The sequence below is a fragment of the Streptomyces sp. NPDC102270 genome, assembly GCF_044766405.1.
In the GTDB taxonomy this organism is placed as follows: Bacteria; Actinomycetota; Actinomycetes; order Streptomycetales; family Streptomycetaceae; genus Streptomyces.
Window position 1 is genome coordinate 134,821 of record NZ_JBIWLX010000016.1, and the last position, 26,381, is coordinate 161,201.

Consider the following 26,381-nt stretch of genomic DNA (forward strand, 5'->3'; position numbering starts at 1 on the left):
GTCCGGCCTCCGCGCCGGGCCCACCCCCGCGCGACCGGCGCCCGGCTCAGGTGACGTCGGCCACCGAGAAGATCCCCGGGCCGCTGACCCCGTACAGCACGTCCCCCACCAGCAGCGGCGGCACCGAAGTCGGCGACAGTTCCTCGAAGGAGCGGCCGGCGGTGTCGAAGGACGGGGCGCTGCGGCCGATCTCCTTGCCGGTCCTCGGGTCGAGGGCCACGATGCGGGTGTCCGGCATCGTGACGTACAACCGGCCCGCGTGGTAGGCCGGTTCACTGAAGACGCGCAGGTCGCGCGAGCTGGACCACAGCGGCTTGCCCCGCTTCACGTCGAGGGCGAGCAGGGTCTCGTTGCCGTAGTCGAAGATGTACATGGTGTCGCCCTGCACCAGCGGCGGCGCCTCCGGCTCGACGCTCCAGGGGAAGTCGATCCGGCGGGTCTTCCCGCTGGCGAGGTCCTGGACGAAGAAGGCCGCGGACACACCCGAGTCGTCCTCCCAGCGCGCGTAGTACGCCGTGCCGTCGTGGACCGTCGCCAGCCACAGGTCGCCCTTGGGCGCGTCGACGCTGCTCAGTGTCCTGCCGGTCCGTGCGTCGAGGCGGGCGATGCCGCCCTCGCCGCCGCGCAGATCGGCGTAGAGCGTGTCCCCGGGGCCTTCGTAGAAGGGGCTCGACGAGGTGGAGGCCAGCTCGCGCCGCCACAACTCCTTGCCCGTGCGCGGCTCATAGGCCGCATAGCGTGCCGTGTTGGAGGGACTCGGCTCGTCCAGGGGCACGAGCAGCACTCCGCCCAGTGCATCGAACTGGCCGAGGGGGCCCTTCAGTTGCCACAGCCGCTTGCCGGTCTTCCCGTCATAGGCGTCGATGCCCTGCGAGCGGTCCGTGCCGTAGACGAACACCACACCGTCATGGACGACGGGCCTGCGCACCGAGAAGCTGCTGACCTGCTTGCGGCTCATGGACTTCGTCCAATCGAGGTTTCCCGTCGCCGGGTCCAGTCGCATCAGGGCGACCTCCTCCGAGGCGCAGAAGACGCCGAGAGCGTCCGGAGTGCACGACGGGCCGATCCCCATCGGCTGGTCCTTCCCGTCCGAACCCAGCGCGTTGTGCCAGGGCCGCCAGCCCGCGGGTGCCGTCATTCCGGGCGTCGTCCGCGGAGCGAGAGCGTCGAACTCGTCGACCGTGCCCGCCGGCTCTTCGCCCACCACGGCGACCGCGGCCGCCCCTGCCCCGCCGAGGAGCGCCACGACGGCGACGGCGGCCCACAGTCTCCTCCAGCGGCGCCTGCGGGGGACCGTCCCGGCAGCACCGAGCGGCGAGGGCACCGTCTGAGTCGTCCCGGCCTCCGGGGCCCGGGACGGCTCGTCGGCCGGCGGCCCGGCGGGCAGTTCCTCCGGGAGGCCCGCCAGCCTCTCCAGGACCTCGCCCGACGTCGGCCGGTCCGCGGGTTCCTTCGCCAGACAGCGCGAGACCAACGGGCGCAGCTGCTCGGGCACTTCCCCCAGCCGCGGCTCGCCGTGCACGGTGTTGTACGCGGCCAGATAGGCGTTCTCCGCCTCGAAGGGGCTGTGCCCGGTGGCCGCGTACACGAGCACCGCGCCCAGCGAGAAGACGTCCACCGCCGAGCCCACCTCGTGCGGGCGGCTGAACTGCTCCGGTGCCATGAAGGGCGGCGAGCCCATCACCATGCCGGTCTGGGTACGGACATCGCTGTCGGCCGCGCGCGAGATGCCGAAGTCGATGACGCGTACGGCGCCGTCGTCGCCCTCGCTCTCCAGGAGCAGCACATTGCTCGGCTTGAGGTCCCGGTGCACGACCTCCGCGCGGTGGATCTCCCGCAGCGCCTCGGCCAGTTCGGTGCCGAGGCGGCGCAGTGCGGGCCAGTCCAGCGGCCCCGACTCGTCGACCAGCTCCGCGAGGGTACGGCCCGGGACGAACGCGGTGGCCATCCACGGCCGTGCCGCCTCCGGGTCCGCGTCCACGACCGGCGCCGTGAACGCGCCGCTGACCCGGCGGGCGGCGACGATCTCCTGCCGGAACCGGGCCCGGAACTCGGGGTTGTCGGCGTACCGCGTGTGGACGACCTTCACCGCGACGGCCCGTCCCGAGGCCGACCGGCCGAGATAGACCACACCCATGCCGCCGGTCCCGATCCGCGATTCGATCCGGTAGCCGCCGACAGACTCCGGATCGCTCTCGCGCAGGGTCACCGTGTCTCCTTCACCGCTCCTGGCCAGGACGGCTGCGGTCCGGACGCTTCTGACAGGGACCCCTCACTCTAGAGGGGCGCCGCCGCGAGAGGGACGCCGATCCGGCCTTGCGACCGGCCGAACCCGGCGACATCCGGGTCTGAAGGGGAACGCGAGGGGTCGATCCCGGCACCTGGCCCTATTCTGAGGAGGCATGAAGGGGGCTCGGGGCGGGAGTGCGTTCGGTGAAGTACCGGAATCCGAGGGGTCGTTCGGTCCGCTTGTCGTCGCCGGACCGCCGATGTATCTGAGGGCGGCGCATGTCGACCTTCCCGCGGAGAACCCCGATCCCACCGTGCTGCCCACGATCACGCTCCTGGGACGCGGCTGGGGCCCCGGCATCGACCCCGGGGAACTGCCGCTGCCCCCAGGGCAGTTGCTCGCGGGCCAGTACCGGCTGATCCGGCCGCTCGGCTACGGCGGCATGGGGGAGGTGTACCTCGCTCTCGACACCAAGGTCGACAACCGCGAGGTCGCCATCAAGATGCTGCACCCGGATCAGGCGGCGACCGCGGCGGCCGCCCTGGCCCGGGAGCGGCGGGCCCTCGTCGACCTCGGCCACGACGACATCATCCGCGTCTTCAACTACGGCCATCACCCGGGCGTCGGTGACTTCCTCGTCCTCCAGTACGTGGACGGGCTGACGCTGGAGGAGGTGCGGGCGCGGGCGAAACTGAACCCGGGGGAGTTCGGCGACGAACGCTTCCACGAGTTCGTGCTCGCCTACGGCGTACGGATCCTGTCCGCCCTCGCGTATCTGCACGCCGACCGGCCCGGCAAGGTCTACGGCGACCTGAAACCGGACAACGTCATGCACGACGGCACCACGACGAAGATCATCGACGTGGGGAGCGTCCGCCCGGCCGGGGCACCGGGGATGACCACCGCCGGCTTCAAGGCCGCGACCGTGGGCCCGAACGGCGAGTCCCGGCAACAGGACGACCTGTTCAGCCTGGGCGAGACATTGCGCCGACTGAGCGGACTGGGCACGTCGGCGGAGGACTTGGCTCGCTTGGGGGACCTTGGGACGTTGGGGGAGGAGGAGGGGGCCGGCGGGTCGACGGGGATGGGTGTCGGAAGGGCAGCGGGGGCGGATGCCGGAACGGCGTCGGCTGCGGAGGTGGCCCAGGCGGCAGGGGGCGCCCTGTCGGCCGCCGAACGGACACGGGTTGTCGAGGACGCCTTGACGACGGGCGAGACGCCGACCGTCGCGCAGGGAACGGCTGCTGAGGGGGCACTGGACGTGGGTGAGGCGTCGGGTGCGGCTCCGAGAGGAGGCGTGGCCCAGAGGTCGGGAGACGTCCAGGCGCCGGGCGTTGGTGAGGCTTCGCGTGTGACTGAAGCGCTGGGCGGCGAGGGGGTTCCGAGCGGCGAGGAGGGGATCGGCGTCGGCGAGGCGTCGGGCGTGGCCGAAACGCCGGGCGTCGAGGGGAGCTTGGGCGTCGACGAAAACTCGTGCGCGACGGAGACGCCTGGTGTCGGGGGGACGCCGGGCGTTGAGGGGGTTCCGGGCCGCGGGGTGACGTCAGGCGGCGAGCAGGCATCGCGCGTTGGCGAGACCTCGGGTGTGGCTGAAGGGCCGGGCGTCGAGGATCCGTCGGGCGGCGACGAGGCGGCGGGTGTCGACCAGGGGCCCGGCACCAGTGCGGCACGGCGGGTCGGTGAGGGCTCGGGTACGGGCCGGGCACCAGTCCCCGGGCCGGCGCAGTCGTGGGACGACCCGGGCTCTCCGGGCCCCCTCCAGACGCCGCACGGCGGGGCGGCGTCGAGCTCCGGACACCTGTCCGGCCACGGAGAGGCACCCGGTGACGCCGAGGATCTGTCGGGGGACGGGGAAGTGCCCGGCAAGGAACCGTGGGTGCCCGGTGACGCCACCGCCCCCGTGCCCCGCGGGCTCGGGCTCCTCTCGCTCGCCCGGGTTCTGCATCGCGCCACGCTGAGCCGGCCCGCCGCTCGGTTTGCCGACGCGCGCGAGATGGAGCAGCAACTACGGGGTGTCTTCCGTGAGTTGAGGTCACTGCGCACCGGCGCCGAGACTTTCGAGCCCTCGCCGCTCTTCCTCCAGTCGCCCTACGCCCTCGACGGCGCCCTCGGTTCCGCGCCACCCCTCGCCCACTGGGCCGCCCCCGACGCCCCGTCCCCGTTCGCCCCGCCCTCGCCCGCCGAAGTCGCCCAGCGCTTACCCGTCCCGCACCCCGACCCCCACGACGAGCACCACGCCGAGCTGAGCAGGCTCGCCGACGCCGCCCCGGAGGCCCTGCTCCAGCACATCGGTGACTGGCGGGACTCCACGGAGGTCCATCTCCTGCGCTGCCGGCTGCGGTTGCGGAACCCGGCCGACGGACCGGAAGCCGCCGAACGGGAACTGCGGGCGGCCGAGGCACGGATCGGCCCCCGACGCGCCCCCTACGACTGGCGGCTGGACTGGCACCACGGGCTCCTCGCCCTCGCCCGCGACCAGGTCGCCAGGGCCCGGCGGCACTTCGACCGGGTGTACGCGGCGATCCCCGGCGAGTACGCGCCCAAGCTGGCCCTCGGACACTGTGCGGAACGCCTCGGCCGCCGGCACGAGGCTCTGACCTTCTACGAGGCGGTCCGGCTGCGCAACCCGTCCCTGGGCAGCGCGGCCTTCGGCGCCGCCAGGGCCCGGCTCGCGCTGGACGGCGAAAGGGCGCGCGAGGAGGCCGTACGCGAACTGGACGCCGTAGCGCAACACTCGCGGCACCGGACCGCCGCGCGGACCGCGGCCGTGCGCATCGGCATCGAGTACGTGCGCAGGGCCGGGCACGACCACGAGGCGCCGCAGCGGCTGAGCGAGGCACTGGAGCGCCTCGCTCTGCTCTTCCACGCGCACGGCCTGACCGACGAGGAGGCCAGGGTGCGGATGACCGTCGAGGTCTGGGAGGCCGTACAGGGCGCCCTCGCCCGCGGCGCCCTCGACGCGCCGGGCCTCGCGGCCCTGTCCGCCGGCGCCGACCCCGGGCTCGGCCTCCCGCCCGACGAGCACGGCCTGCGGGGGGACCTGTCCCGCCGTTACGTCACCCTCGCCCACCAGGCCGCCCGCTCCGCCGCACCCGAGGACGCGGCCGTGGCCGAAATCCTCCTGGACCGCGCCTACGAGATCCGCCCGCTCGCCTACCGACACCACAGGGACAGCCCATGGCTCGGCAAGAGAGTCGCCGACTGGCTCCGTACGGTCGCACACGCGCCGTCACACAGGACACCCTCCGCCTCACGCGGGCAGTCGCCGCCGTAACCGCCGAACTCGTCCGCCGTGTCCACCGTTACGCCTGGCCCTCCGAGGTCGGCCACCGCAATCGCGCCTACCTGCGGGACCGGCTCGTCGCGCTGCCGCTGCTCGCCGTGGTGGCCTTCGGCGCGCTCGGCTGGGCCTACGCGGGCGTGCGCGGCGACTCCGCGTACATCCGGGAACGCGCGGCGCCCGCGCTGGTCGACCTCGCGGACGCGCGGGCCTCGCTGCTCATCGCGCAGAGCGAGGCCGAGCGGAACCTCGCCGAGGGCCGGGCGGCCGAGCTCAGCGGACTCAGTGAGCGGTACCGGACCCGGATCGCCCGCGCCACGCAGAGCCTGAACCAGGTCACCCGCAGCGGCGCCCTCACCGTCGCCGAGGAGCAGAAACTACGGGTCGTGTCGGCGCTGGTCGTCGACTACACCGGCTGGATCGGCCGGGCGCAGGGCCATGCGACCGACCCGGTCCTGCGCGACGCCGAACTCACCTACGCGCGCAGCATGCTCTGCTCGCAGGCCGTCGCAGCGACCGGCGAGAACCCCTATCCGAGCTGTCCGGCCGAGACCGGATCCGCCGCGACCACGATCGTCGACCGGGTGAGCGGACTGGAGGGGCGGCTGCGCGCACGGCTCGCCGACCGGGCCGCCTGGAGCGCGGACACGATCGCCGCGGCGGTGATCGCCGCGCTCGCCTTCGCCCTGCTCGCCGCCGGGCTGTGGCGGACGGTGTCCTTCCTGCGCCGCCGCTTCCGGATCCGGCTGAGCATCCCCCTCGCGGTCGCCGCCCTGCCGTTGCTCGCCGTACCGTTCCTGACGGTTGACGCCCTGCTGGCCCTGGACGCCCAGCACGAGACCGTCCCCGTCGCGGACACCTTGGCGAAGCGGACCTCTCCCGGGACGGAGACGGTCGCCGAGCAAAGGCCCTTCGCCGGACCGGAGCCACAGGCCATCGAGACGCTCCGGGCCCGGATCGACGAGGACCTGGCGGACGGGCGGCTCGCCCTCCTCGACGGCATCGCCCCGTTCGTCTTCCCCACGGGTCTCGTCGGCGCGGCCGTGATCGCCGGCACGCTGCACGCCTATCGCCGCGAGTACCTGCTCGTCGCTCGCCCGGGAGCCGTCGCATGAGCCGTCGCATGAGCCGTCGCATGAGCCGTGTCCTGCGCGTCCTCCTCGTGGCGTGTCTGCTCGCCCTCGTCCCCGGCTGCGGTTCGGACACCCGCGCCCCGCTGGTCGTCCTCGGCCCCTGGACCGGCGAGGAGGGCAAGGCCTTCGAAGCCGTCCTCGACAAGCTGGACGACGGGACCGGACGGACGTACACCTACGAGGGCACCCGTTCACTGCGCGAGACGCTCGTCTCACAGCTGGAGGCCGACGACCCGCCGGACGTGGCGGTCCTCAACAGCATCGGCGAACTCACCGAGTACGCCCGCCGCGACCAGCTGAAGCCGCTCGCCCCGGAGACCACCCAGCGGGCCTACCCGCCCTGGGTGCCGACCATGATCGTGGACAACAAGGCGCGCCCGTACTGGGTGCCGCTGAAGGCCGACCTCAAGAGCCTGGTGTGGAGCAGACGGGACGCGCCCGACGACAGGCCCACCTGGTGCGTGGGGCTCGCCTCTCAGGCCACCTCCGGCTGGCCCGGCACCGACTGGATCGAGGACCTCCTGCTCCACCAGGCGGGCCCCACCCTCTACGACGCATGGGCCAGGGGTCTCCTCGACTGGCGTGACCCGGCCGTCGAGCGCGCCTGGACCACCTGGGCGAGGCTGCTCGGCAAGCGTCCCCCGGAGTCGGTGGAACGGTCCCTGACCACGTCGTTCGAGGGCGTGTCCGGCGCCGGCGGACAGCCGCGCGGCCTGCTCGGCTCACCGGGATTCGACTGCACGCACGAGCACCAGAGCGCCTTCATCCGGTACGTCTACGCGGGCGACGACGTGAAGGTGGAGCCGTCGGCCCGCTATCTGGACGGAGAGCCCGCATACCAGGACGCCTTCGAGGTCGCGGGAGACATGGCCGCCGTCTTCAGCGACGACCCGGACGCCCAGCAACTCGTGGAGCGGCTGTCGAGCCCGGCCGGGAGGAAACTCTGGCGGGCGCGGGCGGATTCCTCGGTACGGCCGCTGTTCCCGGACACGGCCGGGTTGTCCCCGCCGGCCTCCGTGACGCCGGTCGAGCGGAAACTCGACTCCCTGCTCACCTCCCGCGCCCGCACCCTGTGCTTCGACGCCTCCGACGTGATGCCGCCCGAACTGCGGGACGCCTTCCACCGAGCGGTCCTGGAGTTCTTCCGCGACCCGACCCAGCGGCAACTCGACTCACTGCTCCAGCAGTTGGAGACCGTACGCGTCCAGGTGAACTCGGACTCCGGCACCGACCGCTCGTTCCGGCCACCGCTGAGCATCTGCGCGTGAGCGGTCCGCCCTGTCCTCGTCGTGGCGGAGCGCACGGCCGGGGGCACGGCCTGACATGGTGGTGTCATGTGCTGGAGTGCGACAGCGGACGTCGTGGCGGGTGCGGCCATCGCGTCCGTCGGGGCGGCCGCCTGATCCGGACCCGCCGCGCCGGGGACCTGCCCCTCGCCGCGCTGCCCCTGCTGCTCGACGCCCACCAACTGGTCGAGGCCCGGATCTGGCACGTGGGGGGCGGGACCGGTGCGGCCACCGTCACCTGGGCCGTCATCGCCCTGCCCGTGCTCGCCGTGTGGGTGCCGGTGGGCGTGTGGTGCGCCGCCCCGCGCCGAGCCGGAGGCCGGGTCGCGGCGCTCGTGGCGGTGGGGGCGCTGACCGCCACCTTCCTCGCCCACGGGCTCGCCACCCGCCCGGCCCGGGCCGAGATCCGCAGCCACACCATGGCCTACGTCATCGGGCTGCCCCGGGCCGAACTCCTCGTCGCGGGCTACCTGATCGCCACGGTCGGCGCGCTGCTGCTCTCCGGCGACCGGTGGCTCACCGGGCTCGGAGTCCTGGCCGGGGCGGGCGCGCTGGTGTGCTGGCTGCTGTGGCGGCTGGAGTTCGTGTCGACCTGGTGCGCGCTGGCGGCGGTCTGCTCGGTGGTTCTGTACGGATGGGCGAGCAGGCGTCCTGCCCCGAGGCCGGCTCTCCCGGCGGTCAACTACCGCTCATAGGCGTGTCGTTGGCATGCCGGGCGGAGCGGGCCCGGGTGAGGGACGTTCAGGCGGGCGGCCGTCCCGAGCTCTCCCGGATCACCAGTTCCGGCGCGGAGACCGGGTGCGGGGTGATCGGCGCGGACTCCTCCAGTGCCGCGTGCAGCAGGGCGAACGCGGACCGGCCCAGGCCCGTGAAGTCCAGGCGCACGGTCGTCAGGGACGGCGTCAGATAGGCGGAGTGCGGGGCGTCGTCGAACCCCGCCACGCTGACCTCGCCCGGCACCGGGCGGCCCGCCTCGTGCAGAGCGCGCAGCACACCGAGCGCGAGGTCGTCGTTGCCGCACAGGATCGCCGTGACGGACGGGTCCCGGGCGAGTTCGAGGCCGGCCGCATGACCTCCGGCGGGGCCCCAACTGCCCTGCACCGGAAGGGGTTCCGGAGCACCGGCCTCCTTCAGGGCCTGCCGCCAGCCACCGGTACGGGCGCTGGTGCGCCGGGTGCCGGAGGGGATGGCGACGTAGTGCACGGTCTCGTGGCCCAGGGACAGCAGATGCCGGGTCGCCTCGTAGGCGGCCTCGCGGTCGTCGGTCCACACCCACGGCCGGTTGTCGGTGGGCGCGCTCGCCGGGGTCTCGACCACGCCGACGACCGGCAGCCCGGCCGGGACGGCCTCCAGGGCCCGGACGCCGGCCGGATCGTAGGCGATCACGATCAGTCCGCCGCCCAGGTCCGCGGCCCGCTGCACCTCTGCGAGGACGGCGGCCTCGTCGGCCGATTCGAGGACGCCCACGCCCACCGAGTAGGTGGCCGCGCGGGCCGCCTCCTCGACGCCCTGGAGGATCGAGGCGTAGCCGTAGTGGGTGGTGTCGGCGGTGAGTACGGTCACGGCCCTGCTGCGGCCCCTGGCCAGGGCGAGCGCGGTGGCGTTGCGCCGGAAACCCAGCTCGTCGATGGCGGCGAGGACCCGCTCCCGCGTCGACTGCCGCACGCTCGGGTGACCGTTGATCACCCGGGAGACGGTCTGGTAGGAGACCCCGGCGGCCGCGGCGACATCCCGGATGCTCGCGGAACTGCTTGTGTGACCGGTCACATTCATTCGGGGATTCTTACTGGCGCCGGACGCGGCGTCAAGCTCGCGGAACGGGCCTGTGGACACTGTAGAACGAGCCCGACGAGCCCGACGGCACAGTGTCATGGCCGCCGGGCCGGCGGTGGCGCCGCGACGGGCTCGCGGTGGCGCCACCGCGTCAGCGGGGCCGGTACGCCCTCGGCAGAGGCATGCCGCGTTCGGCCATGATCTGCCGTACACGGTTCGGATAGTCGGTGATGACGCCGTCGACGCCCATGTCCATGAGCGCCTCCACGGTGGCCGGGTCGTCGCAGGTCCACGGAACGACCTTCAGACCCCGGGCATGGGCCTCCTCGACCATCGTCCGGTCGGCGTAGAAGCGGAAGTCGGGGTCGCCGACCTTGCCGCTCTGCGGGAAGCCGTAGTTGGGGGAGAGGGTCCTGACACCGGGGATCGTGGCGGCCGCCCTGACGAAGTCGCCGCCGTAGTCGTCGGCGTCGATCCCGCCGAGCCACGGGGACGCGCCGGCCTTGCCGACCTGGAGGAAGTCGTAGTTGGTGAGCGCGACCAGCGGCCACTTCGGGGCCAGCCGGTGCATCGCCCTGAGCGCGCCCCAGTCGAAGGACTGGACGGTGACCTGCCGCTCGATGCCCGAGCGGTGGATCTCCTCGTACACGCGCCGCACGAACACCCCACGCGGCGCGGTCTGTTCGGGTGCGCCGGCCTCGACCTTCGTCTCGATGTTGAGCCTGACCCGCTTGGCGCGGTAGCTCTTGACCAGGTTCAGCACGTCCTTCAGCTCGGCCATCCGGAACCCCTTGACCACCTCCTGCTCGGGGAAGCCGGGCAGCTGCTGGTAACCGCAGTCCAGGGACTTGATCTGAGCCAGGGTCAGATCCTTGATGTACTTGCCGACATACGGGTACATCGGGTCGCCGGCCGTCACCGGCCCCGTGTCACGGCACTTGACCGCGCTGATCTGGCGGTCGTGGTTGACGACGACCTTCCGGTCCTTGGTGACATGGGTGTCCAGCTCCAGCGTGGACACCCCGAGGCGCATCGCCTTCCCGAAGCCCTCCAGGGACTCCTCGGTCGTCATGCCGAGGCCGCCGCGGTGGGCCTGCAGGTCGAAGTGCGGCTTGGGCGCCGGGAGTTGGTGGCCGCCGTACGCCGTTGCGGGGGTGGCGGCCGGCAGTGCGAGCACCGGCACCAGCGCCAAGCCGGCGAGGACATGTCTTGCGGACATCGACACCTCACTGTGTGGGTCGGGACGCCACAGACGGTAGTGAGGTCGCGGTCCGGTTCAACCCATCGGACGTGATCCCGGCGTGAATGTCCGAGGAACGACGTTCCTGTCGGGGTCAGGGGACCAGGCGGATAGATCTCCTCATCGTGGAGGGGTTGGCGAGTTACTTGCCGCGGTGGCCCGGGCGCGCGCAATGGGTACGACCTCGACGGGGCCGCTGCCGCCGTCCGGCCAGCTCGATGACGCGTCGGCCGGAGATCACCGACCGGCCCCGTGAACACACCGCCCCCGAGGTCAGGGCGTGGGGATGCCTGCGGGACGGGCCGGACGGCCGAGGCGGACCGGGACGCCCGGGGAGTACAGGACGCTGACCGGGGGGTCGGTCGGGGCGGGCAGGCCGGCTGCGGTGACGAGGTCCTGCTCGCAGGTGAGGAGCTCGGCGCGGTACAGGGGCCAGCGCGGATGGTCGTTGGGCAGGTAGGCCGGCGACTCGGATCCGCCGAAGAAGGCGTTGTGCATGCCCCAGCGGGCGGTGAGGAAGTGCTCCAGACCGGTCGGCTCCTCTATGCGTCCGCCGGTCCGTACCGTGATCAGGCTGCGGGCGCCGCGCGGGCCGGGCCAGCGGCGCGAGCTGGTGTAGGTGACCGTGTCAGCGGCCGTGCGGACGCTCATCCGGGACCAGAGATACGGCAGTCGGAAGCCGACGCGTCCCATCACCACCGGGATCAGCCGGGAGGCGTCCATCGAGCGGAACACCACGCCACGCCGCCCGTGCCCGTCCACCGAGTACAGGCGCACGTTCGTCTCCGGGAACGTCCCGAGATACGGCACCCCCGGCAGCCCCAGCCAGCCGACCCGGTGCATCCGGAACGCGACCAGCCCGACGTAGGTCAGCCCGTCGTGGGTGTCGGGGACGGTGCCGCGCGGCAACAGCCCGGCCACGACGCCCGGCTCGGCGGCCCAGTGGATGAAGGCGAGGTCGAGCCACTGCTGGGTGAGAAGCGGGACCCGTACGAGGGAGGGGGCGTCCGGGGTGACGGGAGCGGGGTTCGGCACGGCGTCCAGGGTGGCAGACAACCGTCGCATCCGGCCGGGCAGGGGTGTCTCGGGAGGAAGAGACGGCAGCTCGGGACGGAGGGACGGCGTCCGCCGAGCCGTGCGGCCCGGCGGACGCCGTCCCTCCCGTCACCTCGGCGTCAGTTGCGGCGACCGGCCGGATCCTGCACCGCGGTGTCGCGGTCATCGCCGGAGACCGGTTCGGGCGCGGCCGGTGTCTGCTTCGCCCGGTCCGCGTGCCCCGGCCACCAGGCCGCGTGGCCGATCAGGGCGGTGAGACTGGGCGTGAAGAACATCGCCATGACGAAGGCGGCGACGGCGATGCCGAAGGAGACCGCGAAGCCCATCTCCGTGAGCAGTGCGTTGCCCGCCAGCATCATCGTGGCGAAGGTCGCCGCCAGGATGAAGCCCGCCGCGGCCACCGTGGGACCGGCGTGCCGCAGCGCCATACCGGCTGCCTCGCGTGGTTCACGGCCCTCGCGGGCCTCCTCCCGCAGCCGGGCGATCATGAGGATGTTGTAGTCGGTGCCGATGGCGACCACGAAGAGATACATGATCACCGGCAGCATGAACATCAGACCCGAGTGTCCCTGGCCCTCCTGGAAGATCCAGACCGTGGCACCGAGCGTCGCGCCGAAGCCGAGGCCCACCGACGCCATCAGGTACAAGGGGGCGACCACGCTGCGCAGCAGCAGCCCCAGGATGAGCATGATCAGCGCGGCGGCGACGGGGAAGACCGTCCGGTAGTCGTGGTTGACCGCCGTGTCGATGTCCTTGTAGATCGAGGACATGCCGCCCACCACGGCCTCGGTGCCGTCCGGGGCGTCGGAGTGCGCCACCTCGCGGACCCGGCCCACCGTCTCGATGGCCTTGTCCGTCGACGCCTCGTACTTGAGGGTGACCGTGAAGTCGATGGTCGTGCCGTCCTTGTTCAACTGCGACAGGCGAGCGTTCGCCACGCCGTCCACGGCCCCGAGCTTCTTCACGTACCCGTCGAAGACCGTCGTGTCGATCGGCTTGCCGTCGGTGCTGGACAGATAGACGTCGGTCGGCGCGGCGGCACCCGCCGAGTACGCCTTCTGCATCTCGTCCTGGACGACCATCGACTCCTTGGTCTTGGGCATGGAGCCGGACGCCAGGTCGAACGTGGCGTTGTAGCCGAACGTCCCGAGCGACAGCGCGACCAGGATGAGCCCGGAGAGTCCGGCGGTGAGCGCCGGACGGTTCCGCACGCCGCGGCCCAGGGCGGCGAACCGGGCGTTCTCCGGCTCGCGTTGCCAGGACTTGGACGGCCAGAACACCTTCGGGCCGATGAGGGAGACGACGGCCGGGATCAGCGTCAGGCCCGCGATCAGGGTGACGGTGACCGCGATCGCGAGCGCCGGGCCCATCTGCTTGAGGAAGCCCAGCGTCGACAGGACCAGCGCGAGGAAGGCGATGATGACCGCTCCGGCGGCGGAGGCAATGGCTTCTCCGACCCGGTCGACGGCGTTGATCATGGCCTGCTTCGGTTCGTCGCCGAGACGCAGACGTTCTCGGTAGCGGAACATCAGGAACAGGAAGTAGTCGGTGCCCACGCCGAAGAGCACCACGATCAGGATCGACGAGATCGAACTGTTGGCCTGGAGGTCGAACAGCTTGGTGGCGTACGCGATCAGCCCGTTGGCGATCGCCGACACCAACCCGATCGTGATCAGGGGCAGGAAGGCCAGGATCGGTGCCCGGAAGATGATCAGCAGCGTCACCAGGATGATGAGGAAGGTGCCGATGCCGATCAGCGCCTCACCGCGCTTGGACGAGTCCTGCTGGTCGAGGGCCTGGGCGGCCGAGCCGCCGAGCTTGACGTCGAGGTTCGTGCCCTTGGCCAGTTGTTTGACGTCGTCGCGCAACACCTTGGCCGCGTCGGCCTGTTTCGGCTGGCCGGCGTTCTTGCTGTCCATCTGGACCAGGGTCAGGGCGTACCTGCCGTCCGAGGACGGCTGGCCGGGGACGACCTTCTGCACCTGGTCGATCTTCTTCTTGCCCAGCTCGGAGGTGATCCGGGCGACATCCTTCTGGTCGGCGGCGGTCAGCTTGCCGCCGTCGGTGCGCTTGTACAGCGCGATCGCGGACGGGGTGAAGGCGCTGGGGAACGCCTTCACCTGAAGTTCCGCCGCTTTGATGGACTCATAACTTCTGGGGAGAAAACTGCTCTCGTCACTGTTCGAGGGCAGGCTCGGAGCGGTGGCCACGATCGCCACAGCTGCGATCAACCACGCAACGATCGTCCAGACGGGATGTCGGACGACAGCGTTGCCAATACTTCGGAACATGCGGAAGGTCCTCCTGGGAAGGAAGATCACCGCAGCCCGGGGAGCGGACCCTGGCATCGGCGACCCCCGGCCGGTCCCTCAGGGTCCCCCCGTTGGACCGGCCGGAATGGTTGTCTTGAGCTCTCATCGTAGAGATCAAGGATCGAGATCGCTTGACCGGGAGTCAGTTCGACCCGGCCGACGTGTCGGCCGGACGGGGGACCGGGACCACGGCGCCTTCGGTGGCCCGCCCGGACCGCGTCCTGCGCGCCGAACGGGATCATAGGGTGGGGTGCTCGGCGCCAGCGGGTGCCCGCGGCCGGATCAGGTCCGTCCGTCATGCATGCGGCATGCCGCTGTGCTTCTCGTCACCCGGACCCCTCTATATTTACTAGGACGTCCTACTATTTTCTCAGCCCGTGTTCTTCCGATGTGCCCCGGGAAGGCTCCGCCATGAGCGATCTGCATCGCCCCGTCCACCCCGTCCGCCTGGTCACCGCCTCGGCGCTGTTCGACGGGCACGACGCCTCGATCAACATCATGCGACGGATCTTCCAGTCGCAGGGCGCCGAAGTCATCCACCTCGGGCACAACCGATCCGTGCGCGAGGTCGTGGACGCGGCTCTCGAAGAGGACGCGCACGGCGTGGCGGTCTCGTCCTATCAGGGCGGACATGTCGAGTACTTCGAGTACCTGGTGGCCTCGCTCCGCAAGCAGGGCGCGGAGCACATCCGGGTGGTGGGCGGCGGTGGCGGGGTGATCGTGCCGGAGGAGATCGCCCGGCTCCGGGAGAGCGGGGTGACGATCTTCTCGCCCGAGGACGGGCAGCGACTGGGGCTCGCGGGGATGGTGAACACGGTCGTCAAGGACTGCGACTTCGACCTCTGGGACGGCAAGCCGGCCGACCTCACCGCGGTCCTGACCGGCGACCGTTTCGCCATCGCCCGCGCTCTCACCGGCGCCGAACTCGGCAAGCTGTCCGAGGAGTTCCGGCAGGAGCTGCGGGCCGCGGCGGCGGCGCGGCGGGTGCCGGTTCTCGGTATCACCGGCACCGGCGGCTCGGGGAAGTCGTCGCTGACCGACGAGCTGGTGCGCCGGTTCCGTGTCGACCAGCGCGACACCCTGCGCATCGCCGTGATCGCGGTCGACCCGACCCGGCGAAGGGGCGGTGGTGCGCTGCTCGGCGACCGGATCCGGATGAACTCCCTCGACGGCGACCGGGTGTTCTTCCGCAGCCTCGCCACCCGCGGCAGCCGCGAGCTGCCCGAGCACCTCTCCGACGTGATCGACGTCGTGAAGGCCGCCGGGTTCGACCTGGTGATCGTGGAGACGCCGGGCATCGGCCAGGGCGACGCGGCGATCGTGCCGTTCGTCGACGCCTCCCTGTACGTGATGACACCCGAGTTCGGCGCGGCCTCGCAGCTGGAGAAGATCGACATGCTCGACTTCGCCGACGTCGTGGCGATCAACAAGTTCGAGCGGCGCGGCGCCAAGGACGCCCTGCGGGACGTGGGCCGCCAACTGGTCCGCAACCGCGAGGCGTTCGGCCGGCGACCCGAGGACATGCCGGTCTACGGCACCTCCGCGGCCACCTTCAACGACGACGGCGTCACCGCACTCCACCAGCACCTCACGGCGGTCCTCGCGGAGAAGGGACTGCCGCTGCCCGAGGGCAGCCTGCCGCGGGTCGACGTACGCCACTCCTCCGGTATCCGGCAGGTGGTTCCGCCGGACCGGGTGCGCTATCTCGCCGAGATCACCGAGGCCGTCCGGGCCTACCACGCCGACACCGAGCGGCTGGCCGAGGCGGCCCGGCGGGTGCAGCGCCTGGAGCTGGTCGGGGCCGAGCTCACCGACGCCGGCTCCGACGCCGCGAACGTGCACGCGCTGCTCGACGACGCCCGCACCCGCCTCCCGCACGACATCGTCCGGCAGATCGAGAACTGGCCCGCCGTCATCGCCTCCTACTCCGGCGACGAGCAGGTCGTGAAGGTCCGCGACCGTGAGATCCGCACCAAGCTGACCCGTGAGTCCCTGTCGGGCAACAAGATCCCCCGCGTCGCCCTGCCCCGCTTCACCGACCACGGCGAGCTGGTGAGGTTCTGGCGGAACGAGAACCTGCCGGGCCACTTCCCCTTCACGGCAGGGGTGTTCCCCTTCAAGCGCGACGGCGAGGACCCGGCGCGCATGTTCGCCGGCGAGGGCGACCCGTTCCGCACCAACCGCCGCTTCAAGCTCCTGTCGCAGGGCCAGCCGGCGACCCGCCTGTCCACCGCCTTCGACTCGGTGACCCTCTACGGCCGTGACCCCGACGAGCGCCCCGACATCTACGGCAAGGTCGGCACCTCCGGCGTCTCGGTGGCCACCCTGGAGGACATGAGGGCGCTCTACGACGGCTTCGACCTGGTGGCGCCCACGACCTCGGTCTCCATGACGATCAACGGTCCCGCGCCGGCGGTCCTGGCGTTCTTCCTCAACACCGCGATCGACCAGCAGATCGAGCGGTTCCGCGCCGAGGAGGGCCGCGACCCCTCACCCGACGAGTCGGCTCAGCTGCGCGCACACGCGCTGGCGAACGTGCGCGGCACCGTGCAGGCCGACATCCTCAAGGAGGACCAGGGCCAGAACACCTGCCTGTTCTCCACCGAGTTCAGCCTGCGGATGATGGCCGACATCCAGGAGTGGTTCATCGCCCACCAGGTCCGCAACTTCTACTCGGTGTCCATCTCCGGCTACCACATCGCCGAAGCCGGCGCGAACCCCATCAGCCAGCTCGCCTTCACCCTCGCCAACGGCTTCACCTACGTCGAGGCCTACCTCGCGCGCGGCATGCGCGTCGACGACTTCGCCCCCAACCTGTCGTTCTTCTTCTCCAACGGCATGGACCCCGAGTACTCGGTCCTGGGCCGGGTCGCCCGTCGTATCTGGGCGGTGGCGATGAAGGAGAAGTACGGCGCGGGGGAGCGCAGCCAGAAGCTGAAGTACCACGTCCAGACCTCCGGGCGCTCCCTGCACGCGCAGGAGATGGACTTCAACGACATCCGCACCACGCTCCAGGCCCTGATCGCCATCTACGACAACTGCAACAGCCTGCACACCAACGCCTACGACGAGGCCGTCACCACCCCCACCGAGGAGTCCGTACGCCGGGCCCTGGCCATCCAGTTGATCATCAACCGGGAGTGGGGCCTGGCGATGAACGAGAACCCGCTCCAGGGGTCGTTCATCATCGACGAACTCACCGACCTGGTCGAGGAGGCCGTGCTCCAGGAGTTCGAGCGGATCAGCGAACGCGGCGGTGTGCTCGGCGCGATGGAGACCGGCTACCAGCGCGGCCGCATCCAGGACGAGTCGATGCTCTACGAACAGCGCAAGCACGACGGCTCCCTGCCCCTGGTCGGCGTCAACACGTTCCGCAACCCGCACGCCGACACCGCCGAGCCCGGCGTCGTCGAACTCGCCCGCGCCACCGAGGAGGAGAAGCAGTCCCAGCTGGCACGCGTACGTGACTTCCACGCCCGCCACCACGAGGAGGCCCGGTCCGCCCTGGACGCCCTCAAGGACGCGGCGGTACGCGGCGAGAACGTCTTCGCCGTCCTCATGGACGCCACCCGCGTCTGCTCCCTCCAGCAGATCACGGAGGCCTTCTTCGAGGTGGGTGGCCAGTACCGCCGCAACGTCTGAGGGCGACCGTCATGGGAGGGCCGGGAGCAGCGCCGCGAGGTGGCGAGGACGCCGGCGGACGCGGTGCTCGTTCCCGAGGCGGGGCCGGCCCGCCCCGGCCGCGCGGGTCGGCTTCCAGGCGCCCTTCGTCGATCCCGACGCGGCCAAGTGACTTCGTGGTGCGGCTGAAGCAATTCCTTGCCGCCGACTCCGAAACGCGGCTCACGCGCTGAGCGCCTCCTGTGCGCTCCCGGCCGGTGCCCGATGGCGCCGGAACCCCGGGAAGAACAGGAGGAGGGCGAGTGCCGCCACGACGGTCAGGACGCCGCCGCCCATGACGGTCCGGGTGACACCGAGGGCGGCGCCGACCGTGCCGTGCAGGAGGTCGCCCAGCCGCGGCCCTCCGACCGCCACCACCGTGTCGATCCCTTGGAGCCGGCCGCGCATCCCGTCGGGAACGGCCGTCTGCAGCACCGTCTTCCGGAACACGCCCAGCGCGAGGAGCGCGCCGCCGGCCGGCAGCAGCCACGCCACCGCGGCGGGCAGCGAGTGGGCCGACCCGAACCCCGCCACCGCCAGGCCCCACAGCCCGACCGACACCGCCACCGCGACACCGTGGCGGTGAACGCGCGCGAAGGCCCCGGAGAACAACCCCGCCAGCACACCCCCGGCCGAGACGGCGGCGTACAACACCCCGATGTCCGACGGGTGGAAGGTCTCTGCCGCCAGTTGCGGGAACAGTGCCGTGGGCAGACCGAGGGTCAGGGCGGCGAAGTCGCAGAGATAGACCGTCCGTAGCACCTGACGCTTGGTCACGAACCGTACGCCGTCAGCGATCTGGCGCAGAACCGCACCCTGTCGTCGCTCACCGCCGCTCACCGGGGGAAGAGCCGGCAGCCGCCACACCGCCCATACCGTCGCGCAGACGGCGACCGCGTCCGCCAGGTACAGCGTCCGGCTCCCCACGACCGGGAGCAGGCCACCGGCCAGCAGCGGTCCGGCGATCCCGGCCGACAGGAGGACCATCGACTGCAGCGCGTTGGCGGCGGGAAGCAGCCCGGGCCGCACCAGACGCGGTGTCACGGCCCTGCTCACCGTGGAGTGGGCACCGAACAGGGCCTGTTGGACACCGACCAGCACGAGCAGCACGGCAACCGACCGCAGATTCGCCCACGCCTGCGCCCACAGCAGCAACGACGTCACCCCGACGCCGATCGTGGTCGTCAGCAGTACGCGCCGCCGGTCGCGTACGTCGGCGAGTGCCCCTGCCCACAGTGCCGCCGCGGCCATCGGGGCGAGGCCCACCAGACCGGCCAGACCCACCCAGGCCGACGAACCGGAGAACTCGTAGATCTGCAACGGCACGACGACCGCGGTCAGTTGAGCCCCGAGGGCGGTCACGATCCCCGCCACCCACAACCGCCGGAACGCGCCCGTCCGCAGCGGCTCCACGTCGACCAGCAGCCGTTTGCTCCGCACCATGGAGCGATGCTGCGGGCTCCCCTTGGGGCAAGGTCAACCAACGCGGACGAGCACGTGGCCGGCCAGAGCAGCGCCGCGCGTCGATCCGCCGCACCAGGGCCTCGGGCGCGACCTTGAGAAGGTGCGGTGACCAGGAGCGGGCACCGGTACTTTTCGACCAGGCCGACGGCAAGCACCGCCACACAGGGGGTCGGATCATGCACGAAGATCCGCCACCCCACTCACCCCCGCGGTGACGCGGTGCTCGCCCTCACCACCAGGCGGGTCGGGACGAGGTCGGTGCCGGGCTGTCCGGTTCCGCCCGCGCGGATCTGCTGAAGCACCTTCTGCACGCAGCGATGGCCCACCTCCGCGAAGTCCTGGTGGACGGTGGTGAGCGGCGGCACGAAGAACGCCGCGTCGGGGATGTCGTCGAAACCGACCACGCTGACGTCGTACGGCACGGACAGCCCCCGCTCGTGGAAGGCGCGCAGCAGGCCCAGCGCCATCTGGTCGTTGGCGGCGAACACCGCCGTGCAGTCCGGCGGTTCGGCGAGCACCAGCCCGGCCGCGTAACCGGACTCGGCCGACCAGTCCCCGTACAGCGCGGGCGGCACCGGCCGCCCGGCCTCCCGCAGCACCGCACGCCAGGCCTGGGTCCGGCGCTGCCCCGCGAAGGACTCCTGGGGGCCGGTCACGTGCCACACGGTGTGATGGCCCAGGTCGAGCAGATGCTGTACGGCCTGCCGCGCGCCGTCGGCCTGGTCGGTGTCGACCACGCTGTAGCGGTCGCCGGCGTCGGAGTCCACCACGACGACATGCACCCCGGGCGGCAGCTGCACCGTCCCGGTGTCGAGGAGATGGATCTCCATGATGACGATGACCGCGTCGACGGCCAGCTCGCCCATGCGCGTGAAGGCGCCCAGGACGTTGTCCTGCGTCGGGACGTCGATGGGGATCAGGGTGATCGCGTACCCCTCGGCCGCCGCGTGGGTGGCGATCGCCTCCACCGTCCGGCTGTTGCCCGTGGAGGACAGGCTGAAAAGGATCACGCCGATGGTGTTGAACTGGCCGTACCGCAGCGCCCGCGCGGCACTGTTGGGCCGGTACCCCAGTTCCCGCATCGCCGCCAGCACCTGCTCGCGCGTGGAATCGATCACCCCGGGCTGACCGTTGGCGACCCGCGAGACGGTCTGCGAGGAGACGCCCGCGAGCTTGGCCACGTCCGCCATGGACACGCGCTGCTTGCGCCGGCCTCCGGGGACACCGGAACCTCCCCGCTCCACCACTGCTGCCTCCTTCGTCCGCACACGAACGTGTTGCGTGTCGCACCGGATGTTACGTGTGGGAAACCTTGACGGTCGCCGAGGCGGATGCCACGATTCCGGCGCCGTCATGTTTACGTAAACATGCTGTCATTCCGAAAGGGTTTGGTCGATGCGCAAGACCCCCGTCAGCACCCGTCGCGCCCCGAGGCTGCGAGCCTCGCTCGTCGCCCTCGCGATCGCCGCGGTCAGCGGCGCCACCCTCACCGGCAGCCCCGCCTCCGCCGCCGCGCCGACCACCGACACGACCCAGTTCAAGGGCGTCAACTGGGCCGACCCGCGCGACAACTTCGCCGACGACGAGCTCCAGCTGTCGGGCCTGTCGACCACCGACACCTACGCCCAGACGTACACCAAGGCGAGCCGCATCATCTCGGCGTTCCGCGCGAACCTCGGCGCCAACACCGTCCGGCTGCCGATCAACCCGTACACCGTCAACGGCTCGTACTGGAAGTCGTACCGGGGCGTCATAGACGCGGCGACCGCCCACGGCTTCAAGGTCATCGTGTCCTACTGGGAGGGCACGGGCGACCGCAAGGACGGCTTCATCGACGACGAGGCCACCTACTGGCCGATGTGGAACACCGTCGTCAAGGCCTACAAGAACAACGCCCGGGTCTACTTCGAGCCGATGAACGAACCGCACGGCTACACGGACACCCAGTGGGCCGACATCGCCGCGAAGTGGCTGAACACCTACAAGTCGGTGCCGCGCAACCGCGTCTTCGTCAGCGGCGCCGGCTACAACGACCACGTCACCACGGTCTGTGCCGACCCGCGCCTGAAGGGCACCTACCTGTCGCTGCACCACTACGGCTTCTGGAAGTCGTACGCCACCTACGACGAGTGGGTGGCCGACCTGAAGGTCCGCATCGGCGACTGCGCCAACCGGACCGTGGCGGACGAGTTCGGCGCGCCGATGACGACCGGTCTGAACTACAACGTGAAGACCCCGGACGACAACTTCGTCAACTTCATCCAGGCCGTCACCGACACCTTCCGCGAGCTGAAGATGGGTTCGGTGTACTGGCCGGGCCTGCGCACCGACGACATCTACTCGGTGCAGAAGCTCGTCGGCCCGGCCAACGGGCCGTGGCTGGAGACCACCAACCAGTCGGGCGCCGACCGCCTCGCCTGGGCCTGGGGCCGCGGCAAGCCCGTCAAGGGCTGACCCGTTCCCCGGCGGCCGCGGTGCCTTCGGGTACCGCGGCCGGCCGCGTCCATGGCGGCTGTCCGGACATGGCCGACTCGCGCCCTTCCCACGCCCGCCCGCACTGCCCAGACTCCTGGACAGGGACACCGGGGGGAGGCCGCCGTGGCCAGGCGTCGACGGGGTACGGCCGCTCGCAGACGGCGGGCGCTGAGGTTCAAGTGGGGCGCGGCAGGCGGCGCGATGGCGCTGGTCCTCCTCGTGGTGTTCTGGGCGAGGGTGTGGCCGTATCTGTTGGGTTTCCTGCTGGTCGGTGTCGCCGGGGCGATCGGGTGGTGGCTGTGGCGGACGGACCGGCTTCTGCGTGGCCGGGACCGTCGCTGGCGTCAGGAGGACGCGGTGGACGCGGGCCGCCGGACGCTCGCCGAGGTGGACGTCATGACGGGCACCGAGTTCGAGGAACTGGTCGCGGGGCTGTGCCGGCGGGACGGGTGCACCGAGGTCCGCCGGGTGGGCGGTGCGGGCGACAACGGCGCCGATGTCCTCGGGCGGCTGCCGGACGGCCGCACGATGGTCGTCCAGTGCAAGCGGTACGCACCGAGCAGGGCGATCCCGAACCGCGAGCTGCGTGATCTGCTGGGGGCCCGGGTGCACTTCCGCGCCGACGTGGCCGTGTTCGTGACGACCTCCCGCTTCACCGGCCCCTCCGAGAGGTTCGCGGTGGAGCACGACATCCTCGCCGTGCACCGCGACCTCCTCGGCCTGTGGAACAACGGTGCTTCGCTCGTGTCGCTGGGCCCGGTGAACGGCCGTGGTCAGGGCGACGCACGGCATCGGGCCCGCTGGAAGAAGGCGTACGGCGGCTAGGGGACCCCTCAGGACCCCTCCCAGGGAGACGCAGATCACATCTGGGCCTGTCACAATCCGCCGGTCCATTCGGTCATAGGTGTGTAGCCATCGACAACGGCAGAAGGAGCACACCATGGAAGCCCGGCTCAACGTCTTCGCCAGCCCGCTCGCCGGCAAGCTGCTGAAGCACTTCGCCTCCGCGGGGAAGGTGGTCACGGACTCGGGACTGCCGATGACGACCCAGGAACTGGTGAAGATCCGCGCGAGCCAGATCAACGGCTGCGGGTTCTGCCTCGACATGCACACCAAGGAGGCCGCCGCCGCGGGCGAGACCGCGCAGCGTCTCCACATGGTCGCCGCGTGGCGTGAGGCCAAGGTCTTCACCGAGGCCGAGCGGGCCGCGCTGGAGCTGGCTGAGCACGGCACCCGCCTCGCCGACGGGACCGGCGTCTCGGACGAGGTCTGGGAGAACGCCGCCAAGCACTACGACGAGGACCAACTCCTCGCCCTGGTCTCCCTGATCGCCGTCATCAACGCCTTCAACCGGCTGAACGTCATGACCCAGCAGCCGGCCGGCGACTACGTGGTCGGTCAGTTCGGATGAACCTGAGGACCTGAACCTGACGGCCGGGTGACCGGCCCCGGGGGCTGCAGACCCCGGGCCCGACCTCACCATCTCAAACGGCGAGCGGGTAGTGACAGGCCACCTGACGGCCGGAGGCGTTCGGCGAGAGCCGCGGGCGTTCCACCGCACAAAGAGCCTGGGCGTACGGACAGCGCGTGCGGAACGGGCACCCCGTCGGCTTGTCCGCCGGACTGGGCACCTCACCGGTCAGCACGATGCGCTCCCGGGGCGGCCCGTCCTCCGCGAACGTCCCGTCGTCGATGTCCGGTACCGCCGACAGCAGGGCCTGCGTGTACGGATGGGCCGGGTCCGAGTACAACGCCTCCGTGCCGGCGAGCTCGACGATCTCACCGAGATACATGACGGCGATCCGGTCCGACACATGACGGACCACACCGAGATCGTGCGCGATGAACACGTACGTGAGACCGAACTCCTCCTGGAGATCGGCGAAGAGGTTCAGCACCTGCGCCTGGATCGACACATCCAGCGCGGACACCGGCTCGTCGGCCACGATCAGCTTCGGATTCGTCGCCAAGGCCCGTGCGATACCGATGCGTTGGCGCTGACCGCCGGAGAACTCGTGCGGATAACGGTCCAGATGGGCCGCCGCCAGTCCTACCACGTCGAAGAGCTCCCGGACCCTGCGGCGGACCGCGGCCGCGTTGCCGTACCGGTGCACGAGCAGCGGCTCGGCCACGATGTCCCCGGCACGACGCCGGGGGTTGAGCGAGGCCTGTGGGTCCTGGAAGACCAGTTGCATGCCCGGCCGCACCGGACGCAGCCGTCGAGCGGACAGTGTCGAGATGTCCTGCCCGTCGAACTCGACACGCCCGCCCGTGAGTTCGGTGAGCCGGACCAGACACCGGCCCAGCGTGGACTTGCCGCAGCCGGACTCCCCGACGACGCCGAGGGTCTCACCGCCGCGCACCGCCAGGGAGACCCCGTCGACGGCACGCAGCACCTGACGCCTTCCGCGCACGGGGTAATGCTTGGTGACGTCCGTGGCCCTCAGGAGGACCTCTCCGGCGGGCGGTGCGTTCGTGTCCACCGCCACGATGTTCTGTGCCGTCACGACGTCGCCTCCGTGTCTCTCGCGCTCACTCTCAGTCCGGCCCGATCGCCGGACGGCAGCCAGCAGGCGTCGAGGTGGGTGTCACCCGACAGAACGGGCCGTTCCTCGCACCGGTCGTGCCGCAGCCGGCAACGCGGCGCGAACGCGCACCCCTCGGGCACCCCACCCGGTGCGACCGGCACCCCCGCGATGGTGGGCAGCCGCCGCAGCCGGGGACCGCCCACCCGGGGCACCGAGTCGAGCAGACCCCAGGTGTACGGGTGCCGCGGACCGTGGAACACCGCCCGCCGCGGACCCTCCTCGGCCGCCCGGCCGCCGTACATGACCAGGACCCGGTCGGCGATCTGGGAGACCACGCCCATGTCGTGGGTGATGAGCACCATCGCGGAGCCCCCTGCATTGAGGTCCCGCATCAGATCGAGGATCTGCGCCTGGACCGTGACGTCCAGTGCCGTCGTCGGCTCGTCGGCGATCAGCAGTGAGGGACTGCAGGAGAGCGCCATCGCGATGACCGCGCGCTGGCGCATCCCGCCGGAGAACTCGTGCGGATAGGCGTTCACCCGCGAGGCCGCGTCGGGAATGCCGACGTCCGAGAGCAGCCGGACGGCACGCGCGTGTGCCTCCTTGCGGGAGACCTGTTCGTGCGCCCTGATCGCCTCGGCGATCTGCCAGCCCACGGTGTACACCGGGGTCAGCGCGGTCATCGGGTCCTGGAAGACCATCGCGATCTCCCGGCCGCGCACCGCCCGCATCTCCTGGTCGGGCAGGGCGAGCAAGTCACGGCCACGGAAGCGGACGTCACCCGACACGCTCACGTTCGGGTTGGTGAGCAGCCGCAGCACGGCGAGCATCGACACACTCTTGCCGGAGCCCGACTCGCCCACCACGCCCAGGACTTCGCCGGGAGCGACCGAGAAGGAGAGACCGTCGACGGCGGTGACGAGGCCCTGGCGGGTACGGAAGCGCACTCGCAGGTCACGTACGTCCAGCAGCGGTTCAGGCATGGCGGGCCCTCGGATCGAGTCGCGCGTACAGGATGTCCACCAGGGCGTTGGCGAGGACCACGAAGAACGCCGCGTACAGCACCGTGCCCATGATCACGGGCAGGTCCAGGTTCTGCAGGGCGTCGAAGGTGAGCTTGCCGATGCCGGGCAGGCCGAAGACCACCTCGGTGAGGAGGGCGGCGCCGCCGACGAGCGCGCCGAAGTCCAGGCCGAACAGCGACACGATCGGGATCAGCGAGCAGCGCAGGGCATGCCGGAGCAGGATCCGCCGCTCGGACAGACCCTTGGCGCGGGCCGTACGGACGTAGTCCTCGTTCAGTGCGGTGACGACCTCGCCGCGCAGCAGCCGGGCGTAGATCCCGGCGTACAGCAGGGCGAGCGTCAGCCAGGGGAAGAGCATGTGCAGCGCCCACTGGCCGGGGTCCTGGCCGAGACCGACGTAGCCGGGCGGGGGCACCCAGGAGAAGAGCGAGTCGTGCAGCTGCTTCTGGGTGAGGAGGTTGACGACCTCGCCGAGCCAGTACGCCGGGAGCGAGACGCCGATAACGCCCACCAGCATGATCAGCGGGTCGGCGGCCCGGCCGCGCAGGGTCGCCGCGGCCGTGCCCATGAGGATGCCGGCCGTCATCCAGATCAGGGCCGCGCCGATGACCAGGGACAGCGTCACGGGGGTGGCCTGGATGATCTGCGGGATGACCCGGGAGCCGCGGTTGACGAACGACTCCAGATCCCGGTCGATCAGCAGGTGACGCATCATCAGCAGATAGCGGATCGGCATCGGCCGGTCCAGGCCGAAGGAGTGCCGCACCTGGGCGAGGGTGGCCGGGTCGGCGTTGCGGCCCGCGATGCGTGCCGCCGGGTCGACTCCCGGGGTGGCGAAGAAGATAAGGAACACCAGCACGCTGATCGCGAACATCACCAGCAGGGCCGAGGCGAAGCGCTTGAGGGCGAAGACGAGCAT

General features: G+C 71.2%; 17 protein-coding genes and 1 pseudogene. 8 read left to right on the forward strand and 10 right to left on the reverse strand.

Features of this window, described 5'->3' with window-relative positions:
* Positions 1 to 46 precede the first annotated feature (46 nt).
* Complete coding sequence (locus ACIRP7_RS31735; protein WP_403666171.1) at positions 47 to 2,209, reverse strand: PQQ-binding-like beta-propeller repeat protein; 2,163 nt, start codon at positions 2,207 to 2,209, stop codon at positions 47 to 49.
* A 280-nt stretch (positions 2,210 to 2,489) separates the two neighbouring features.
* Between ACIRP7_RS31735 and ACIRP7_RS31740 the strand changes: the two genes are divergently transcribed.
* The 4 genes and pseudogenes from ACIRP7_RS31740 (at position 2,490) to ACIRP7_RS31755 (ending at position 8,624) form a co-directional block, all read left to right on the forward strand.
* Positions 2,490 to 5,504, forward strand: a complete 3,015-nt coding sequence (locus ACIRP7_RS31740) for a tetratricopeptide repeat protein (protein WP_403666327.1) — start codon at positions 2,490 to 2,492, stop codon at positions 5,502 to 5,504.
* The gene (locus ACIRP7_RS31745) at positions 5,408 to 6,625 is read left to right on the forward strand and encodes a hypothetical protein (RefSeq protein ID WP_403666173.1); all 1,218 of its coding nucleotides are present in this window, start codon (positions 5,408 to 5,410) and stop codon (positions 6,623 to 6,625) included. The genes ACIRP7_RS31740 and ACIRP7_RS31745 overlap by 97 nt, the downstream gene beginning before the upstream one ends.
* A complete protein-coding gene (locus ACIRP7_RS31750; RefSeq protein ID WP_403666175.1) occupies positions 6,622 to 7,911 on the forward strand; it encodes an extracellular solute-binding protein in 1,290 nt (429 codons plus the stop codon). Before ACIRP7_RS31745 ends, ACIRP7_RS31750 begins: the two co-directional genes overlap by 4 nt.
* Before the next feature lie 66 nt (positions 7,912 to 7,977).
* Positions 7,978 to 8,624: pseudogene (locus ACIRP7_RS31755) on the forward strand (DUF6629 family protein).
* Positions 8,625 to 8,670: 46 nt separating this feature from the next.
* On the opposite strand, the gene ACIRP7_RS31760 reads toward ACIRP7_RS31755, so the two are convergent.
* From ACIRP7_RS31760 to ACIRP7_RS31775, 4 genes are all read right to left on the reverse strand, one after another.
* Complete coding sequence (locus tag ACIRP7_RS31760; RefSeq protein ID WP_403666177.1) at positions 8,671 to 9,702, reverse strand: LacI family DNA-binding transcriptional regulator; 1,032 nt, start codon at positions 9,700 to 9,702, stop codon at positions 8,671 to 8,673.
* 151 nt (positions 9,703 to 9,853) lie between these two features.
* A complete protein-coding gene (locus ACIRP7_RS31765; RefSeq protein WP_403666179.1) occupies positions 9,854 to 10,921 on the reverse strand; it encodes a glycerophosphodiester phosphodiesterase family protein in 1,068 nt (355 codons plus the stop codon).
* A gap of 294 nt (positions 10,922 to 11,215) precedes the next feature.
* Positions 11,216 to 11,977, reverse strand: a complete 762-nt coding sequence (locus ACIRP7_RS31770; protein ID WP_403666181.1) for a YqjF family protein — start codon at positions 11,975 to 11,977, stop codon at positions 11,216 to 11,218.
* A gap of 140 nt (positions 11,978 to 12,117) precedes the next feature.
* Positions 12,118 to 14,289: an MMPL family transporter gene (locus ACIRP7_RS31775; protein ID WP_403666183.1), complete on the reverse strand. Its 2,172-nt coding sequence runs from the start codon at positions 14,287 to 14,289 to the stop codon at positions 12,118 to 12,120.
* Between the two features lie 432 nt (positions 14,290 to 14,721).
* Here ACIRP7_RS31775 and icmF point away from each other — a divergent pair, with 432 nt between their 5' ends.
* A complete protein-coding gene (gene icmF, locus ACIRP7_RS31780) occupies positions 14,722 to 17,952 on the forward strand; it encodes a fused isobutyryl-CoA mutase/GTPase IcmF (RefSeq protein ID WP_403666185.1) in 3,231 nt (1,076 codons plus the stop codon).
* A gap of 201 nt (positions 17,953 to 18,153) precedes the next feature.
* On the opposite strand, the gene ACIRP7_RS31785 is transcribed toward icmF, so the two are convergent.
* Positions 18,154 to 19,413 (reverse strand): MFS transporter, encoded by a 1,260-nt coding sequence (locus ACIRP7_RS31785; RefSeq protein WP_403666187.1) that lies wholly within the window; start codon positions 19,411 to 19,413, stop codon positions 18,154 to 18,156.
* A 221-nt stretch (positions 19,414 to 19,634) separates the two neighbouring features.
* On the reverse strand, positions 19,635 to 20,681 hold the full coding sequence (locus ACIRP7_RS31790; RefSeq protein WP_393601966.1) for a LacI family DNA-binding transcriptional regulator: 1,047 nt from the start codon (positions 20,679 to 20,681) through the stop codon (positions 19,635 to 19,637).
* A 148-nt stretch (positions 20,682 to 20,829) separates the two neighbouring features.
* Here ACIRP7_RS31790 and ACIRP7_RS31795 point away from each other — a divergent pair, with 148 nt between their 5' ends.
* The 3 genes from ACIRP7_RS31795 (at position 20,830) to ACIRP7_RS31805 (ending at position 23,320) form a co-directional block, all read left to right on the forward strand.
* Positions 20,830 to 21,888 carry a glycoside hydrolase family 5 protein gene (locus ACIRP7_RS31795; protein WP_403666190.1) on the forward strand — a complete coding sequence of 353 codons (1,059 nt, stop codon included), beginning with the start codon at positions 20,830 to 20,832 and terminating at the stop codon, positions 21,886 to 21,888.
* Positions 21,889 to 22,110: 222 nt separating this feature from the next.
* On the forward strand, positions 22,111 to 22,734 hold the full coding sequence (locus ACIRP7_RS31800) for a restriction endonuclease (protein WP_403666330.1): 624 nt from the start codon (positions 22,111 to 22,113) through the stop codon (positions 22,732 to 22,734).
* Positions 22,735 to 22,849: 115 nt separating this feature from the next.
* A complete protein-coding gene (locus ACIRP7_RS31805; RefSeq protein ID WP_403666192.1) occupies positions 22,850 to 23,320 on the forward strand; it encodes a carboxymuconolactone decarboxylase family protein in 471 nt (156 codons plus the stop codon).
* A gap of 73 nt (positions 23,321 to 23,393) precedes the next feature.
* Here the strand turns inward: ACIRP7_RS31805 and ACIRP7_RS31810 are convergent, their stop codons facing one another.
* The 3 genes from ACIRP7_RS31810 to ACIRP7_RS31820 are packed head-to-tail and all read right to left on the reverse strand — an operon-like array spanning position 23,394 to position 26,381.
* Complete coding sequence (locus ACIRP7_RS31810; RefSeq protein WP_403666194.1) at positions 23,394 to 24,416, reverse strand: ABC transporter ATP-binding protein; 1,023 nt, start codon at positions 24,414 to 24,416, stop codon at positions 23,394 to 23,396.
* The gene (locus ACIRP7_RS31815; protein ID WP_403666196.1) at positions 24,413 to 25,420 is read right to left on the reverse strand and encodes an ABC transporter ATP-binding protein; all 1,008 of its coding nucleotides are present in this window, start codon (positions 25,418 to 25,420) and stop codon (positions 24,413 to 24,415) included. Before ACIRP7_RS31815 ends, ACIRP7_RS31810 begins: the two co-directional genes overlap by 4 nt.
* Positions 25,413 to 26,381 (reverse strand): ABC transporter permease, encoded by a 969-nt coding sequence (locus ACIRP7_RS31820; RefSeq protein WP_403666198.1) that lies wholly within the window; start codon positions 26,379 to 26,381, stop codon positions 25,413 to 25,415. The genes ACIRP7_RS31815 and ACIRP7_RS31820 overlap by 8 nt, the downstream gene beginning before the upstream one ends.